Here is a 14,680-nt window from a genome sequence, read left to right on the forward strand (position 1 = left end):
ATGAAACGATGTAATATTATATGCTTTGTGCTACTTTTAGGAATTACGCTTTGTGGCTGCCAGGCACAGCCGGTAGAAACAGCAAAAACAAAACAAAAGTTGAATCAGACGGAGTATGAATCCGATGATGACTTTGAACTGTCACTTCAATCATCAATCGGTAAAGAACAATGTTTTATTTGCGGAACACCGGCAGGTGGTCTTCTGGAATATTATAGAAAATTCGATTCGATTGGGATCATCCATTGGGCCGATATGTCAGTCACTGACACTCGGATCCGGGAATATGATGATGACGGAAATGAAAAGATTGATTCTGGGCATATGAGCACAATGGTAAATTCTTTTGGAGAGGATTATGGTACTATTATGACACACTCTCACCCGGATAGATGTATTGCGGAACCCAATATACACCTTGGAGAGAAAGATACGATAGACTGTGAAACTCTCAAAGATCAATTGTGTCAGGATTGTCTGGATAAGGTGTGTGAATTTTATGAAGATCAGGTAAACAGTGATAATGATGAATATCTGGAAAGCACAGGGTACTCACTGATTGATTTTACAACAGGAGAACTTTATACCCTATCCGATCCGTATCGCGGATATAGTATTCGGGATTATATGATCCGGTATGATTATAGAGAACAGGGAGACGGAGAAAAATATATAGATTTGCTGATCTTCTATGCTCCGATCCGGGGAGAGGAAGGTTAAGAAAAGAGGAAACTATGCAGACAAGGCAGGAGGTAATACAATATTGTCATTCATTTAAAGATGTATATGAGGATTATCCTTTTCATGACGATAACTGGTGTGTCATGCGCCATAAGGAAAATAAAAAGACATTTGCACTTATCTATGATAAAGATGGACATATTTGGATCAATGTAAAGTGTGATCCGGAATGGAGAGAATTTTGGAGAAGCGCTTTTGCAGCGGTTGTACCGGCATATCATATGAATAAAGAACACTGGAATTCTATTATTTTGGACGGAACTGTTCCGAATCTGGATATAAAACAGATGATTGCGGAAAGTTATGATCTTACGAAAGGAAAAAGACGATGAGGATATTAGTAGATGCGGATGCCTGCCCGGTGGTGTCCATCGTAGAACGGACAGCAAAAAAATAAGACATTCTGTTATACTCTTATGTGATACAAACCATGTTTAATATTCAGATTATAGTGAAGTGATTACGGTAGGGGCCGGTGCGGATGCAGTGGATCTTAAACTGGTCAGTTTATGCCGGAAAGGCGATATTGTTGTAACACAGGATTACGGAGTAGCGGCTATGATTCTGGGTAAAGGTGCATATGGTATTCATCAGAGTGGTAAATGGTATACAGATGAAAATGTAGATCAAATGCTGATAGAGCGATATCTAGCGAAGAAAGCCAGAAACGCAAAAAAAAACGTCATTTGAAAGGTTCGTCTAAAAGGACGGAGGAAGACGATAAAAGGTTTGAAGTGTTTTTGAATAAATTGATTGAGATGTATATTAAGGATAGGTAGCAGAAAAATAAGGACGTAGGGTTTCACTCCCCTATGTCCTGCTTATTCTATTCCCAATTCTACAAACTGGAATTTAAGGAGAAAAACAAAATGAGACAATATATCGTAGACGCATTTACAAATATACCTTTTACAGGAAATCCGGCTGCGGTCTGTGTCATGGAAAGCTGGCCATCTGAAGAATCTATGATGAAACTGGCGATGGAAAATAATCTTTCCGAAACCGCTTTTATCGTAAAGGAAGAAAAAAGGTATCATCTGCGCTGGTTCACACCGGGTACAGAGGTGGAGTTATGTGGTCATGCCACACTGGCATCGTCCTTTGTTATCTTGAATTATTATGAGTCTGACAGCAAGGAAGTGAAATTTGATACCCTTAGCGGTGAGTTGACGATTCATCGGAATGGGAATCTGTATGAGATGAATTTTCCCACCTACGAATTGAAGGAGATTCCAGTCACGGATGCAATGGAAAGGGCTTTCGGCGCACGCCCGGTTAAAGCGGTATTGGGTCTTGATCTGATATGTATATTTGATTCGGAAGATACCGTTAGAACTATGAATCCGAATCAGACACTTCTGGCCGGTATTGGGGGAAGAATCCAAAATGCAACTTCGATGGGAAAAGAAACCGATTGCGTATCGCGCAGCTTCTGTCCGAAGTTGAGTATCCCAGAGGATCCGGTTTGCGGTTCTGCCCATTGCCAGATTGCCGACTATTGGTCAAAAGAGCTGAATAAAAAGGAAATTTATGCGTACCAGGCATCGAAGCGCGGTGGATACTTGCATTGCAGAATGGAAGAAAACCATCGTATAGTGATTAGTGGAGAGGTAACTCTGGTGGCCATCTCTGAAATTGCAGTTGCGCTGTAAATTTCAGGCTTCTGTTGAGCTGAAAGCACGTATGAATTTGAATTTGACGAATTGTATTAAGGTTAAAATTAAATAGTGGCTTCATTGATTGAAACCACTATTTGTTACAAAGAATGATTAATCATCGCACCAACCATAGCTTTCACCATCTAAAATACCCACATCGTATTTTTGTTTATATTTAGATTTTGACGCTGAATTTCGCCGATTTAAAATATTAGCGTTATACGCTTTGTTGTTTGGATTATGCTGATTTGCATAATCGTCAAGCTGTTGTTTTGTATGTGTTTTTGAAGAAACACTTTTTGATTTAGCCATTTAATCATTCTCCTTTCTCCGTAAAATATTAGAAATATGCATTAGTACATTGGAAGGCTACCTAGAGTCATTTTAATTCAATTATGCATTTTCTTCCTTTACGGAAGGAGCTTAATTTGCTTTACAAAAGCAAATGTTAGCATACTAATTCTAACATAGTATATAACCATTTTCAATTTAACAAATTCAAATTTGACTTGCCTATTTTCTTAAAATCTCATGTGGAGCTTCTATTTCATTTGCCAAGGTATGCTCTGTTAACTCTGACATCAATTTCAATTTTTTATTAATCAATGGTCGCATACAATTAGGAACATGTTCCTGATGCGCTCTGTGGATTGCTACACATTCCTTACAGTTTCCGTGATAACGACAGGCTTTCAGGCAAGGACAGTGATCTTTGTCTTTATACTCCTTACGAAATTCCGCTGCAAATTCTTCTTGCAGTCTCAGCCCCTCGACACGGTTTCCCTTATGAAATTCTACCATTGCATCCAGTTCTTTCTGGTTCCCTTCAATCTTCATGTTATTATAGCGCCTCCATTTCAACTATTCCTCATTTTCTGATAAATTCCAATTTTGTTGTCATCTTCATTATATTTCATCGCCTATCGAAAAGATAGCATATTTTATGAAAATTGTCGGCTGGGAACATCTTCTTGATGACCTCAATCTCATTATCCGGGATATAAGAATGTAAAAATCATTGAAAATAAAGGATTTTTGGAGTACAGATAACAGCCTACTTTGCATTCACCTCCATTATGCGAAGCTTTGCATAAAAACGGCAAATCTCCGGTCTGACGAACAGAAATAACATGAGGCTACAGTTAAGGATAAGGTTGCCATACAAACTGAAGTCCAATAACTACTCGGAATTAACTGTGGTAGATGTGGCAGATATGTGGAGAGAAAGAAACGTGTGGTACCAAGGGAGGTCTTGTCAGCAAGTGGAAACAGAGTATGAAACTTGTAGTAACAACGAATGGCAAGAAGTCAGCAGAGGTCATAGTACCATTGTGGTTGCAAACATAATGGGAAGGACTGAACTTTAGGAGATGTGAGTAAATGAATGTAACCAAAGATGGAATTAAGGACAGACAACTTCATATTGAGGACTATCTGCAAATGGTATCTGCGGAACAGAAAGAGTATGCAGAAGTGTCCGCCCATCAGAGGATTGCTGAAAACAACGACATCATCACAGATTTTCAAACGGACAGACTGATGGAAAAGATTTTATCAAATGACAATCTTAATCAAGCATACAAGAAGGTAAAATCCAATAAAGGAGCAGGCGGAGTTGATGGGATGAGCGTGGATGAACTTCTATCGTTTCTCAGAAACAACGGAGTGCAACTGAAACAACAGTTAATGGATGGTAAATATAAACCCAATCCAGTCCGAAGGGTAGAAATACCCAAAGAAACAAAAGGCGAGTTCAGAAAACTGGGAGTACCAACGGTAGTTGACCGTGTTTTTCAACAGGCAATTACACAAGTACTTTCTCCAATTTATGAAGAACAGTTTTCAGAAAACAGTTCTGGCTTTCGCCCAGGCAGAGGTGCACACGATGCACTAAAGCAATGCCAGACAAATGTAAACGATGGTTACGGATATGTGGTAGATATGGATTTGGAGAAATTCTTTGATACTGTATGCCAAAGCAAACTCATAGAAGTATTATCACGAACCATCAAGGACGGAAGAGTCATCTCGCTCATCCATAAATACCTTAATGCTGGAGTAATCAGCAGAGGGGTATTTGAAAGGACAGAAGTGGGAATGCCACAAGGCGGTCCGTTAAGCCTGTTACTCAGTAACATAATGCTGAATGAACTAGACAAGGAACTGACACGCAGAGGACACAGATTTGTGCGTTATGCAGATGACTGTATGATATTCTGCAAAAGCAGAAAAAGTGCAGAAAGAACCTTGGAAAACATCACACCATTTATCGAAGGAAAACTTTTCTTAAAAGTAAATCGAGAAAAGACTTGTGTGTCACATTCTAGTAAAGTCAAATACCTTGGATACAGTTTCTATAACTATCGAGGCAAATGCAGATTCAGAGTACATCCAAAGTCGGTTACAAAGATGAAGAATAAAATCAGAGAACTGACAAATAGAAGTAATGGATGGGGGAATGAATATCGTGCATTAAAACTGACACAGTTCATAAGAGGATGGGTAAACTACTTTGGAATGGCAGATATGAAGAAACTCTTAAAAGAAACAGATGAATGGCTACGCCATAAAATAAGGGCGATTTATTGGAAACAATGGAAGAAGGTCAGAACAAAATACAGAGAACTCAAAAAGTTAGGTGTGGATAAGGAAAAGGCATGGATTTGCGCCAATATGCGAAATGGAAACTGGTATTGCAGTGGATATTTTGTTTTGCAAACTGCATTTAACAATAAGAAACTCCGTGAACTTGAATATCCAACATTCACAGAGTTCTATTTGAAAACATGTGAAAACTAAAGAACCGCCGTGTACGGAACCGTATGCACGGTGGTGTGGGAGGACGGTAAATAAAATAATTATTTACCTCCTACCCGATCTAATAGAATATGCAACAAATGGATGACCCAATAAATGATAAAAATTGACAAATTGTGGATTTTTTGATGTACAAAATAGATAAAAACAAATTTAAAATATTTAGCTAATTGATGAAAATGTTAAATTGGCTTGAAAATTGATTTTGTTGTGATAAAATTATATATAGGAAATGGGTGACCCAAAATATCGAAAATAAGATGTATGAAGACATATAAATATCGAAAAACGGCCATTCTGATTATGATTAATGATAATAATTAAACAAAATGGATGAGCCAATTCAAGGAGGATTACCATTGTTATTTATACGATTTATTCTGGCAATGCTGCCGATTATCTGGTTGATCGTTGCACTCTGCAGACTTAAGATGGCGGGGCACAAGGCTTGTGTGATTGCTTTGCTGATCACTATGGTGGAAGCAATCGGCTACTGGAAATTAGATGCCGTCTGTACAGCGACCGCTGCTGTGGAAGGAATATTGAACGCATTATGGCCGATATGCCTTGTGATCGTCGCAGCACTCTTTACCTATAATCTGACAATGAAGACCGGTGAAATGGAGCAGATCAAAAAAATGCTCGCCAGTGTATCGAAAGATAAACGTGTTCTGGCACTGATCATCGGGTGAGGATTTGGAAGCTTCATGGAAGGTATGGCAGGATTTGGAACAGCCGTTGCGATTCCGGCTTCCATGCTCGCAGGAATCGGACTTGATCCATTTAGTGCTGTTATCGGATGTCTGGTTGTTAATTCGACACCGACAGCATTTGGTTCCGTAGGTGTTCCTACAGTAACGCTGGCATCTGTAACAGGAGTGGATCTTCTTTCCTTATCGGGAAATGTAGCCGTGATCCAGAGTGTACTGACATTTATCTCACCGTTTCTTATGGTCTGCATCTGCGGGCGGGGGATTAAAGCGCTGAAAGGAATGATTCCTACAACGCTGGTTGCGTCTTTATCATTTTTGATCCCATGGTTTGCAGCAGCGAAACTTCTCGGACCGGAACTTCCGGATATTATCGGCTCTATCTGTTCCATGGTATGCGTGATTATTGCAGCAAGGATTTTTAACAATAATCCGGATTGTAATTACTCCATAGATGTGGATGAGCAGCAGGATGCAAATTCAAACAACGCGCTGACTGCCCAGGAAGGCGTAAAAGCCTGGAGTCCTTTTATTCTCATTTTTCTGCTGCTCATGCTTACATCAACACTCTGACCGCCGATCCACAACGCGATCGCAGACATCAAGACAACGGTTGTTGTGTATGCAGGTGAAAATGGGAATTCACTTGGGTTCAGCTGGATCAATACACCGGGCGTGATGATCTTCATCGCAGCGATCATCGGAGGATTTATCCAGAAGGCATCTGTAGGAGAAATGGTGCAGGTGCTTGGTGAGACATTAAAGAAATACTGGAAGACGATCCTGACGATCTGTTCCGTCATGGCAACGGCAAAGATCATGGGATACAGCGGGATGATCTCTGACACCGCAGAACTTCTGGTAGTAGTAACCGGTTCATTCTATCCGGCAATCGCTCCACTTATCGGAGCACTGGGAGCATTTGTCACAGGGTCCGGAACTTCCACATGTGTTCTCTTTGGGGGATTGCAGAGCCAGACAGCTGCATCACTGGGACTTGGCGAATCGTGGATGGCAGCAGCCAATGTCATGGGCGCAGGAATCGGTAAGATGATCTGCCCACAGGGAATTGCGATCGGTGCAGGAGCGATCAGTATGGTAGATTCTGAGAGCAAGATCCTAAGTTCCGTATTCAAATATTTTCTTTTGTATGTAGTGATTGCAGGCATCATCTGCTTTGCAGGGTCTGTGATCTGATAAAATAAAACATAAAAACCATTTCAATAAAGGAGGCAAATAAAATGTACAATCAGTTGACACCTGAAATCGTTGCTCAGATCAAGGCGGTTTCTGACCATGTGTTTGAGGGAGCAGACATTAATCCTGATTACGCGAAAGATGAAATGCCAATCTATGGCACAAAGATGCCGGATCTCGCAGTTCAGCCACGTTCCACAGAGGAAGTTGCTGCTGTTGTGAAGATCTGCTATGAGAATAATATTCCTGTAACACCAAGAGGAGCCGGTACAGGACTTGCAGGAGGAGCTGTTCCGCTTTACGGAGGTGTCCTCATTGATATTTCCAAGATGAACAGAATCGTTTCCTATGATATGGAAAACTTTGTAGTAAATATTGAGGCAGGTGTTCTTTTGAACGATCTTGCTTCTGACTGCCAGAGCAGAGGCATGCTGTATCCACCGGATCCAGGTGAGAAATTTGCATGTGTGGGCGGTAACGTTGCTACAAATGCAGGCGGTATGAGAGCTGTCAAATATGGTGCAACACGTGACTATGTAAGAGCAATGACAGTTGTTCTTCCTACAGGTGAGATCACACATCTTGGAGCAACCGTATCCAAGACATCTTCCGGATATTCTCTTCTGAACCTGATGATCGGATCAGAGGGAACACTTGGAATCATCACAGAGCTGACTCTGAAGATCATTCCGGCACCAAAGAAAGTCGTATCCCTTATCATTCCTTACAAGGATCTTGATACAGCACTTTCAACAGTACCGAAATTCAAGATGGCTCATATGGATCCTCAGGCAATCGAGTTCATGGAAAGAGAGATCGTTCTTGCATCCGAGCGTTATGTTGGAAAAGCAGTATTCCCACAGAAACTGGAGGATACAGAGATCGGAGCATACCTTCTTGTTACACTGGATGGTAATTCCGAGGATGAGGTTGAAAATATGATCGATCAGGCAGCAGAGATCGTTATGGAAGCAGGTGCGATCAATGTTCTGATCGCAGATACACCAACCAGAATCAAAGATGCATGGGCTGCACGTTCTTCCTTCCTGGAAGCAATCATGGAAGAGACAAAACTTCTCGACGAGTGCGACGTTGTTGTACCTGTAAATAAAATCGCTGAGTACCTTGCATTTGTAAATAAGACAGGAGAGGAATGCGGTCTTGTGATCCGTTCATTCGGACATGCAGGAGACGGAAACCTTCATATCTATCAGTGCTCCAATGATCTGTCGGAAGAAGAATTCAAGGAGAGAGTGGATAAATTCTTTGAGATTATTTACAAAGCTGCTACAGACTGTGGCGGTCTTGTATCCGGTGAGCATGGAATCGGATCCGGAAAGATCAAATATCTGGTAGATTCTGTCGGAGAGACAAATATGGCTCTGATGGAAGGTATCAAGAGAGTATTTGATCCTAAGATGATTCTGAATCCGGGAAAGGTTTGCTACAAACTGTAAGATTTCGTATAGAGTAACAATGATGACAATGTTTGAATTAATAGGAGAATAAGATGAATATTTGTGTTTGTATTAAACAGGTGCCTGATACAAATGAAATTAAGATCGATCCGGTGAAACATACACTGATCCGTACAGGCGTACCAAGTATTGTAAATCCATTTGACACATATGCCCAGGAGGTTGGTGTCAGATTAAAAGAGAAACTCGGTGGAAGACTTGTAGTAATCACAATGGGACCTCCGCAGGCAAAGGAAGCGATCAGATCCTGCCTTTCAGTTGGAGCAGATGCAGGTTATCTGATTTCTGGAAGAAAATTCGGTGGATCCGACACACTTGCAACAAGTTATATTTTATCCGAGGCGATCAAAGCAGTAGAAGAAAAAGAGGGAGTAAAATTTGATCTGATCCTCTGCGGAAAACAGGCTATCGATGGTGATACAGCTCAGGTTGGCCCTGAGATCGCAGAGCATCTTGGAATTCCGCAGGTTACCTATGCACTGGATATTCAGGAAGTAGACGGAGATCTGCAGGTAAAACGTGAGTGTGACGCAGGATATGACATTATCTCTGTGAAACTTCCGGCAGTAGTAACTGTTGTGAAGCTTCCATATGAGCCAAGATATCCAACGTACAGAACAAGAAAAGAAGCCAGGACAAAAGAGATTCCTGTCCTTGCAGAAGCAGATCTGACAACGATTGATCTGGACCGCTGCGGACTGGGCGGTTCTCCGACAAAAGTAAAGTCTACATATACACCGGTGAGAGAGAAGACAGGTATGACGATCCGTGGTATGGGAGCAGAGGCTGCTGCAGCTAAACTTGTAGAATTGGTTCATGATGCAAAGATTTTATAGGAGGACGAGAGAATGAGTAATCTTGGTGATTATAAAAATATGTGGATATTCATTGAGACAGAGTGCGGCAAAGCCAAGAATGTCGGATATGAATTGTTGAACGCCGCAAAACCTCTGGCTGAGCAGAAAGGCTGCGAGCTGGTTGCAGTGGTTATTGGAAATAACGTGGAAGGCGTTGCAAAGGACGCAATCGCATACGGTGCAGATTCTGCAATCGTTGTGGATGGATCGGAATATGAATATTATACAACAGACGCATTTACTAATGCGATCGTTACACTGATCGAGAAACATAAACCGGAGACACTGATCATCGGAGCTACAAACAATGGCCGTGATATGGGACCGAGAGTTTCCTGCCGTATCAAGACAGGCCTGACAGCAGACTGTACAGAGATCGGCATCGATGAAGAGACCGGAAATATGGCATGGACACGTCCGACATTCGGCGGTAACCTGATGGCTACAATCATGTGTCCGGATCACCGTCCACAGATGGGAACTGTACGTCCGGGAGTGTTCAAAAAAGGTGCTTATGATGAGAGCCGTACAGGAAAGATCATCAAAGAAGATGTTCATGTTCCGGAAGAAGATATCCGTACTTCCCTCGTAAAGCGTGTACAGGAAGTTTCTGAAGCGGTTGATCTTGCCGAGGCAGAAATCATCGTTTCCGGCGGACGTGGAGTTGGATCAGCAGATAACTTTAAGATTCTCGAAGAACTTGCAGATGTACTGGGAGCTACGATCGGATGCAGCCGTGCAGTTGTAGATGCAGGCTGGAAACCGCAGGTATTTCAGGTTGGTCAGTCCGGAAAGACGGTTGCACCGAAGGTATATTTTGCAATCGGTATCTCCGGAGCTATCCAGCATTTGACGGGTATTTCAGGATCTGATACGATTATTGCAATTAACAAAGATCCGGAAGCTCCGATCTTTGATGTTTCAGACTATGGTATCGTAGGAAACCTGAACGAAGTTGTGCCGGCATTGACGGCAGCATTTAAAGAAATGAAGGAGAAATAATGAAAATCAATCTTCCGTTTTCAACAACAGGAATGATGCTTGATCTGGATGACAGTCTGGATTATGAGATACTGGAATCGGCGATTGTCTCTATGCCGAAACCGGAGAAGACAGAGGATGAACTGGTGCAGGAGGCCATGGAGCATCCCATCGGTTCTCCGAGACTGTCTGAACTTTCCAGAGGAAAGCAGAATATAGTGATCATCTGCTCAGATCATACAAGACCTGTTCCGTCTAAGCATATTATTCCATTTATGCTGAGAGAAATCAGAGAAGGAAACCCGTCCGCAGACGTTACACTTCTTATTGCGACCGGTTTCCACAGAGAGACGACCAGGGAAGAGCTGGTCAGCAAATTTGGTGAGGAGATTGTGGATCATGAGAAGATCGTGATCCATGACAGCCGGGATATTAGTCAGATGGTGGATCTCGGAGTTCTGCCATCCGGAGCACCGCTTCTGATTAATAGAGTGGCGGCCGAGGCTGATCTTCTTGTGAGCGAAGGCTTTATTGAAACCCATTTCTTTGCAGGATTTTCAGGAGGACGAAAGAGTGTCCTCCCGGGAGTCTCAAGCAAAGTGACAGTGCTTGGAAATCATTGTTCCAAATTCATCGATTCTCCGTACAGCCGTACCGGAATACTGGAGAATAACCCGATTCACCGGGATATGGTTGCTGCAAGCCGTATGGCAAAACAGCAGTATATTGTGAATGTGGTCATTGACTCTGATAAAAAGGTCGTCCATGCCGTTGCCGGAGATGCGATCAAGGCACATGAGGCAGGATGTGATTTCCTCAGAAAGTACTGTCAGGTCACACCAAAGGAGAAAGCAGATATTGCCATTTCCACAAATGGAGGATATCCTCTTGATCAGAACATGTATCAGTCCGTGAAGGGTATGACTGCAGCTGAGGCGGCAGCGAAAGAGGACGGAATTATCATTATGGTTTCAAACTGTGGCGACGGTCATGGCGGAGAGGGCTTTTATAAGGCGCTTCGGGACTGTGAGAGTCCACAGGCACTCATGGATGAGATTCTGAAAGTTCCGCAGGATAAGACGAAGCCTGACCAGTGGGAGTATCAGATCCAGATCCGGATACTGATCCAGCACAAGGTCATCTATGTAATGTGTGAAGAGTACCGCGAAATGGCAAAAGAGATGGGATTTGAAGTAGCAGCAGATGTGAATGAGGCGCTTTGGATGGCCATCGCAGAGAAAGGGCACGATGCCCACATTGCAGTGATACCGGACGGAGTATCTGTAATGGTGCATTAATTCAGGTTGCTCATATTTATTATATATTAATAGGACGGCGGTCGGATTACATTTTTGTATCCGATCGCCGGAAACAATAAAAGCAAATGCGAGGATAGCACTTGCTTTTTTTTTAACAATCATATACAATTACAATATTGCATAAGAACAGATTTTGAGGGAGATTGCCATGGATATTACCAGAGTTGCGGGAACAAAGACATATGAATATGTTTTTAACTATTTTTCTGAGCAGATCTTATCAGGGGAACTGAAGATGAATGATAAGATTCCTCCGGAGAGAGAGATTGCAGAGAAGCTCGGGGTTAGCCGTAATTCTGTCCGTGAGGTTATGCATATGCTGGAGATCAGCGGATTGATCGAATGTCTGCAGGGGAGCGGCAATTATATCCGCTGTGATACGAATGAATACATGACCCGTACAGCCAATATGGTTATGGCTCTTCTGGATATTGACTACACAGAGATCTTCTATCTGAGGCAGGGATATGAGATTGTAGCTCTGAAGCGTGCGATGGAAGAGGCAACACCCGAAGAACTGGAGAAGATGCATCAGATCCTTCTTAAGATGGATGAAGCTGTCGGAATTAAAGAGAGTACGGATCTGGATATACAGTTCCATGCAGTACTCATGGAAGCATCCCATAATCGGCTTCTGCAGATGTATTACAGTATGCTTGGGAATCTTATGGATCAGTTCATCAAGGATTTCCGCTCAAGGATACTGGTGGATAAGAGGCGCGCGGAGAATCTCCGGAAATCGCACTGGGGGATTTATAATTCACTGATGGAGAAGAACCGCAGGGCAGGAATGGAAACACTGGAGAGACACTTTGAAATCGTCGGAGAGCAACTGAGAAAATATGAAGATAAATAGATTATACTGCAAGAGGTAAATGTCCCCTTGCAGTTTTTTGTGGTGCGCCTTGCGGCGCACGTTTCTAACGGGTGAAAGTCCCTAATCCGCCCTAGTAGTGGGAAGGATACAGCCAAGACCAAGGGTGTCCTTTTCATAGCAACGACTATGATTAACGCAAGGGGAATCTGAAGGAAGGTGGAGGTTATGAAAAGCTACACATTATGCAAAGTTGGCGATAGAAATCCTTATGAATAAAGGATTCTTTGGTTGATTTACTTTCCATAATCTATCACGATTTAAGTGTATTTTTATCAAATCACTTAAGGAGGAACACAAGGTGGAAAATTCAACTTTGCAGCAACTAATCAACCAGACTGAGGAAGCACTCATTCAGGCAGGTGCATCCAACTATTACCAAAACGTATTTAAAACTCTTACAAAACAACTTTTACTCTACGCCGAAGAACACGACACAGATTCTTTCAGCATGGACTTTGGATTACAGTTTTTAGAAGATCATTATTCCATGTCATCTAAAATCAAGCAGAAAAAATGGTGTGCAACCTATTCCCGTTGTATAAATGCTTTGGCAGAATACCAACGTTCAGGAAATGTCACTCTCTATCTTGTTATGGATAAAAGAGCATACACCTTTCCGGAAGGATTCAAAAACAGCGCAGAAGCATATATTTCCCATCGGGAGAAAATCGGAATTATCAAAAAATCGAATAAGATTTCCAGTTTATATCTGGAATGATGTTGTATAAATAAAGTTGACACCTTATTCTCAAAGAATTCATGTATAATAAAGAGAATAAGGAGGAACTCTCAATGTCACGTACTCAACGAAAATACGACCATGAATATAAGGTCCAGGCTGTCAAACTTGCCAGAGAAATCGGCGGTGCTAAGGCAGCCAAAGAATTAGGTATTCCAGAAGGAACCATCCATACATGGCTGAAAGCAGTTAGAGCCGGCACATTGGATATTGGCGACGGTGTACATACTCCAGAAAGTGCAATGAGCCTCGCTGAGGAACTTGCTATGCTCCGCAAACGTGTTAAGGATCAGGATAAAGAAATCCGGCGTCTGAAAGAGGAAAATGAATTTCTCGAGGAAGCAAGTGCTTTTTTCGCAGCCAGCCGTCGGAAGTCAGCAAGAACCAAAGAATGATGTTCATTGCCATAAAGACAGAAGACGGCGCGATTAAGGGAAAACTCTCATTCTATTGCCGGATGCTTGGTGTCAGCCGCCAGGGGTTCTACAAATATCTTGCTAATAAAGACCGGCCCTGGAAATATCAGGATCTCGCTGATGCTATGATAGCAATCCATACTGAAGATGAATACAATGATACATATGGGCGCATTCGCATGTATCAGGCACTTCTCCTTAAGAAACTGGAAGGACTCAAGATTCCTAGTGAGCGAACCGTCTACAGGGTCATGGATGAAATAGGCCTTAGTCATCAACCAAAGCGTAAGCCGAATGGTATTACCAAGGCCGATCGGGAAGCTCGTAAGTCAGATGATCTTCTGAAGCGAGATTTCAAATCTGATAAGCCACTTGAAAAATGTGTAACTGACATCACAGAAATCAAGGCTAAAGATGGAAAACTGTATGTTTCAGCTATCTTTGACTGCTTTGATTCCAGTGTCCTTGGTCTGGCAATGGAAACCAACATGAAAGCAACTTTGTGTGAGCATACCCTGGATAATGCCTATCTGTCATATCCTGATCTGCGAGGGGCTATTGTACACTCTGACAGAGGAACACAATATACCAGTGAAACTTATCGTAAGGCTCTTGCTAAATACGGTATTATTCAAAGCATGAACAGTGCTGGTGGCAGGTGCCACGATAATGCCCGATGCGAAAGCATGTGGGCCAGAATGAAAAGCGAGCTTCTCTATGACCGCTACAATACGGAGACCATGACCATAGAGGAACTGAAGGTTCTCATTTGGAGATACTTCATTAGTTACTGGAATAACAGGAGGATCTGCTCTGCCAACGGTGGGCTTCCTCCGATAATTAAGCGCCAGAGATACTACCAATCTCTGGAACAGGCTGCATAGGCAGTG

At 42.4% G+C, this 14,680-nt stretch carries 14 protein-coding genes and 2 pseudogenes; 14 read left to right on the forward strand and 2 right to left on the reverse strand.

From position 1 onward, the window contains the following. The 4 genes and pseudogenes from ABE613_RS02085 (at position 1) to ABE613_RS02100 (ending at position 2,393) form a co-directional block, all read left to right on the forward strand. Positions 1-720 carry a hypothetical protein gene (locus ABE613_RS02085; protein WP_347375506.1) on the forward strand — a complete coding sequence of 240 codons (720 nt, stop codon included), beginning with the start codon at positions 1-3 and terminating at the stop codon, positions 718-720. Positions 721-734: 14 nt separating this feature from the next. Then, a complete protein-coding gene (locus tag ABE613_RS02090) occupies positions 735-1,073 on the forward strand; it encodes an MmcQ/YjbR family DNA-binding protein (RefSeq protein WP_347375507.1) in 339 nt (112 codons plus the stop codon). Further along, positions 1,070-1,520: pseudogene (locus ABE613_RS02095) on the forward strand (YaiI/YqxD family protein). The gene ABE613_RS02090 and the pseudogene ABE613_RS02095 overlap by 4 nt, the downstream one beginning before the upstream one ends. 90 nt (positions 1,521-1,610) lie before the next feature. After that, entirely contained in the window at positions 1,611-2,393 is a 783-nt protein-coding gene (locus tag ABE613_RS02100; protein WP_347375508.1) for a PhzF family protein, read from the forward strand. A gap of 117 nt (positions 2,394-2,510) precedes the next feature. On the opposite strand, the gene ABE613_RS02105 is transcribed toward ABE613_RS02100, so the two are convergent. Together ABE613_RS02105 and ABE613_RS02110 are read right to left on the reverse strand one after the other, a co-directional pair. After that, complete coding sequence (locus ABE613_RS02105; protein ID WP_347375509.1) at positions 2,511-2,711, reverse strand: hypothetical protein; 201 nt, start codon at positions 2,709-2,711, stop codon at positions 2,511-2,513. Between the two features lie 201 nt (positions 2,712-2,912). Then, positions 2,913-3,236 (reverse strand): hypothetical protein, encoded by a 324-nt coding sequence (locus ABE613_RS02110; RefSeq protein ID WP_004613237.1) that lies wholly within the window; start codon positions 3,234-3,236, stop codon positions 2,913-2,915. Between the two features lie 543 nt (positions 3,237-3,779). Between ABE613_RS02110 and ltrA the strand changes: the two genes are divergently transcribed. The 10 genes and pseudogenes from ltrA to ABE613_RS02160 all read left to right on the forward strand — a co-directional run bounded on the left by ltrA (position 3,780) and on the right by ABE613_RS02160 (position 14,674). Next, positions 3,780-5,198 (forward strand): group II intron reverse transcriptase/maturase, encoded by a 1,419-nt coding sequence (gene ltrA, locus ABE613_RS02115; protein ID WP_347375510.1) that lies wholly within the window; start codon positions 3,780-3,782, stop codon positions 5,196-5,198. Between the two features lie 449 nt (positions 5,199-5,647). Then, a pseudogene (locus tag ABE613_RS02120) lies at positions 5,648-7,123 on the forward strand (L-lactate permease). A gap of 44 nt (positions 7,124-7,167) precedes the next feature. Beyond that, on the forward strand, positions 7,168-8,580 hold the full coding sequence (locus ABE613_RS02125) for a D-lactate dehydrogenase (RefSeq protein WP_347375511.1): 1,413 nt from the start codon (positions 7,168-7,170) through the stop codon (positions 8,578-8,580). 53 nt (positions 8,581-8,633) lie between these two features. After that, positions 8,634-9,437, forward strand: a complete 804-nt coding sequence (locus tag ABE613_RS02130) for an electron transfer flavoprotein subunit beta/FixA family protein (protein ID WP_347375512.1) — start codon at positions 8,634-8,636, stop codon at positions 9,435-9,437. A 12-nt stretch (positions 9,438-9,449) separates the two neighbouring features. Next, entirely contained in the window at positions 9,450-10,460 is a 1,011-nt protein-coding gene (locus ABE613_RS02135) for an electron transfer flavoprotein subunit alpha/FixB family protein (protein WP_347375513.1), read from the forward strand. Beyond that, positions 10,460-11,737: a nickel-dependent lactate racemase gene (gene larA / locus ABE613_RS02140; RefSeq protein WP_347375514.1), complete on the forward strand. Its 1,278-nt coding sequence runs from the start codon at positions 10,460-10,462 to the stop codon at positions 11,735-11,737. Before ABE613_RS02135 ends, larA begins: the two co-directional genes overlap by 1 nt. A 169-nt stretch (positions 11,738-11,906) precedes the next feature. After that, complete coding sequence (locus ABE613_RS02145; protein ID WP_347375515.1) at positions 11,907-12,614, forward strand: FadR/GntR family transcriptional regulator; 708 nt, start codon at positions 11,907-11,909, stop codon at positions 12,612-12,614. 319 nt (positions 12,615-12,933) lie between these two features. Next, positions 12,934-13,353, forward strand: coding sequence for a hypothetical protein (locus ABE613_RS02150; RefSeq protein WP_347375516.1), 420 nt, complete (start codon positions 12,934-12,936; stop codon positions 13,351-13,353). Positions 13,354-13,427: 74 nt separating this feature from the next. Beyond that, positions 13,428-13,769 carry a transposase gene (locus tag ABE613_RS02155; protein WP_347375517.1) on the forward strand — a complete coding sequence of 114 codons (342 nt, stop codon included), beginning with the start codon at positions 13,428-13,430 and terminating at the stop codon, positions 13,767-13,769. Next, positions 13,766-14,674, forward strand: a complete 909-nt coding sequence (locus ABE613_RS02160) for an IS3 family transposase (RefSeq protein ID WP_347375518.1) — start codon at positions 13,766-13,768, stop codon at positions 14,672-14,674. The genes ABE613_RS02155 and ABE613_RS02160 overlap by 4 nt, the downstream gene beginning before the upstream one ends. The last annotated feature ends 6 nt before the right edge of the window (positions 14,675-14,680 follow it).

This window comes from Dorea chungnamensis (genome assembly GCF_039832125.1).
Lineage (GTDB): Bacteria > Bacillota > Clostridia > Lachnospirales > Lachnospiraceae > JAFBIX01.

Excerpts from the sequence above, each read along its gene's own strand:
- ABE613_RS02085 (WP_347375506.1), top strand. The coding sequence starts at position 1 with ATGAAACGATGTAATATTATATGCTTTGTGCTACTTTTAGGAATTACG.
- ABE613_RS02090 (WP_347375507.1), top strand. The coding sequence starts at position 735 with ATGCAGACAAGGCAGGAGGTAATACAATATTGTCATTCATTTAAAGAT.
- ABE613_RS02100 (WP_347375508.1), top strand. The coding sequence starts at position 1,611 with ATGAGACAATATATCGTAGACGCATTTACAAATATACCTTTTACAGGA.
- ABE613_RS02105 (WP_347375509.1), bottom strand. The coding sequence starts at position 2,711 with ATGGCTAAATCAAAAAGTGTTTCTTCAAAAACACATACAAAACAACAG.
- ABE613_RS02110 (WP_004613237.1), bottom strand. The coding sequence starts at position 3,236 with ATGAAGATTGAAGGGAACCAGAAAGAACTGGATGCAATGGTAGAATTT.
- ltrA (WP_347375510.1), top strand. The coding sequence starts at position 3,780 with ATGAATGTAACCAAAGATGGAATTAAGGACAGACAACTTCATATTGAG.
- ABE613_RS02125 (WP_347375511.1), top strand. The coding sequence starts at position 7,168 with ATGTACAATCAGTTGACACCTGAAATCGTTGCTCAGATCAAGGCGGTT.
- ABE613_RS02130 (WP_347375512.1), top strand. The coding sequence starts at position 8,634 with ATGAATATTTGTGTTTGTATTAAACAGGTGCCTGATACAAATGAAATT.
- ABE613_RS02135 (WP_347375513.1), top strand. The coding sequence starts at position 9,450 with ATGAGTAATCTTGGTGATTATAAAAATATGTGGATATTCATTGAGACA.
- larA (WP_347375514.1), top strand. The coding sequence starts at position 10,460 with ATGAAAATCAATCTTCCGTTTTCAACAACAGGAATGATGCTTGATCTG.
- ABE613_RS02145 (WP_347375515.1), top strand. The coding sequence starts at position 11,907 with ATGGATATTACCAGAGTTGCGGGAACAAAGACATATGAATATGTTTTT.
- ABE613_RS02155 (WP_347375517.1), top strand. The coding sequence starts at position 13,428 with ATGTCACGTACTCAACGAAAATACGACCATGAATATAAGGTCCAGGCT.
- ABE613_RS02160 (WP_347375518.1), top strand. The coding sequence starts at position 13,766 with ATGATGTTCATTGCCATAAAGACAGAAGACGGCGCGATTAAGGGAAAA.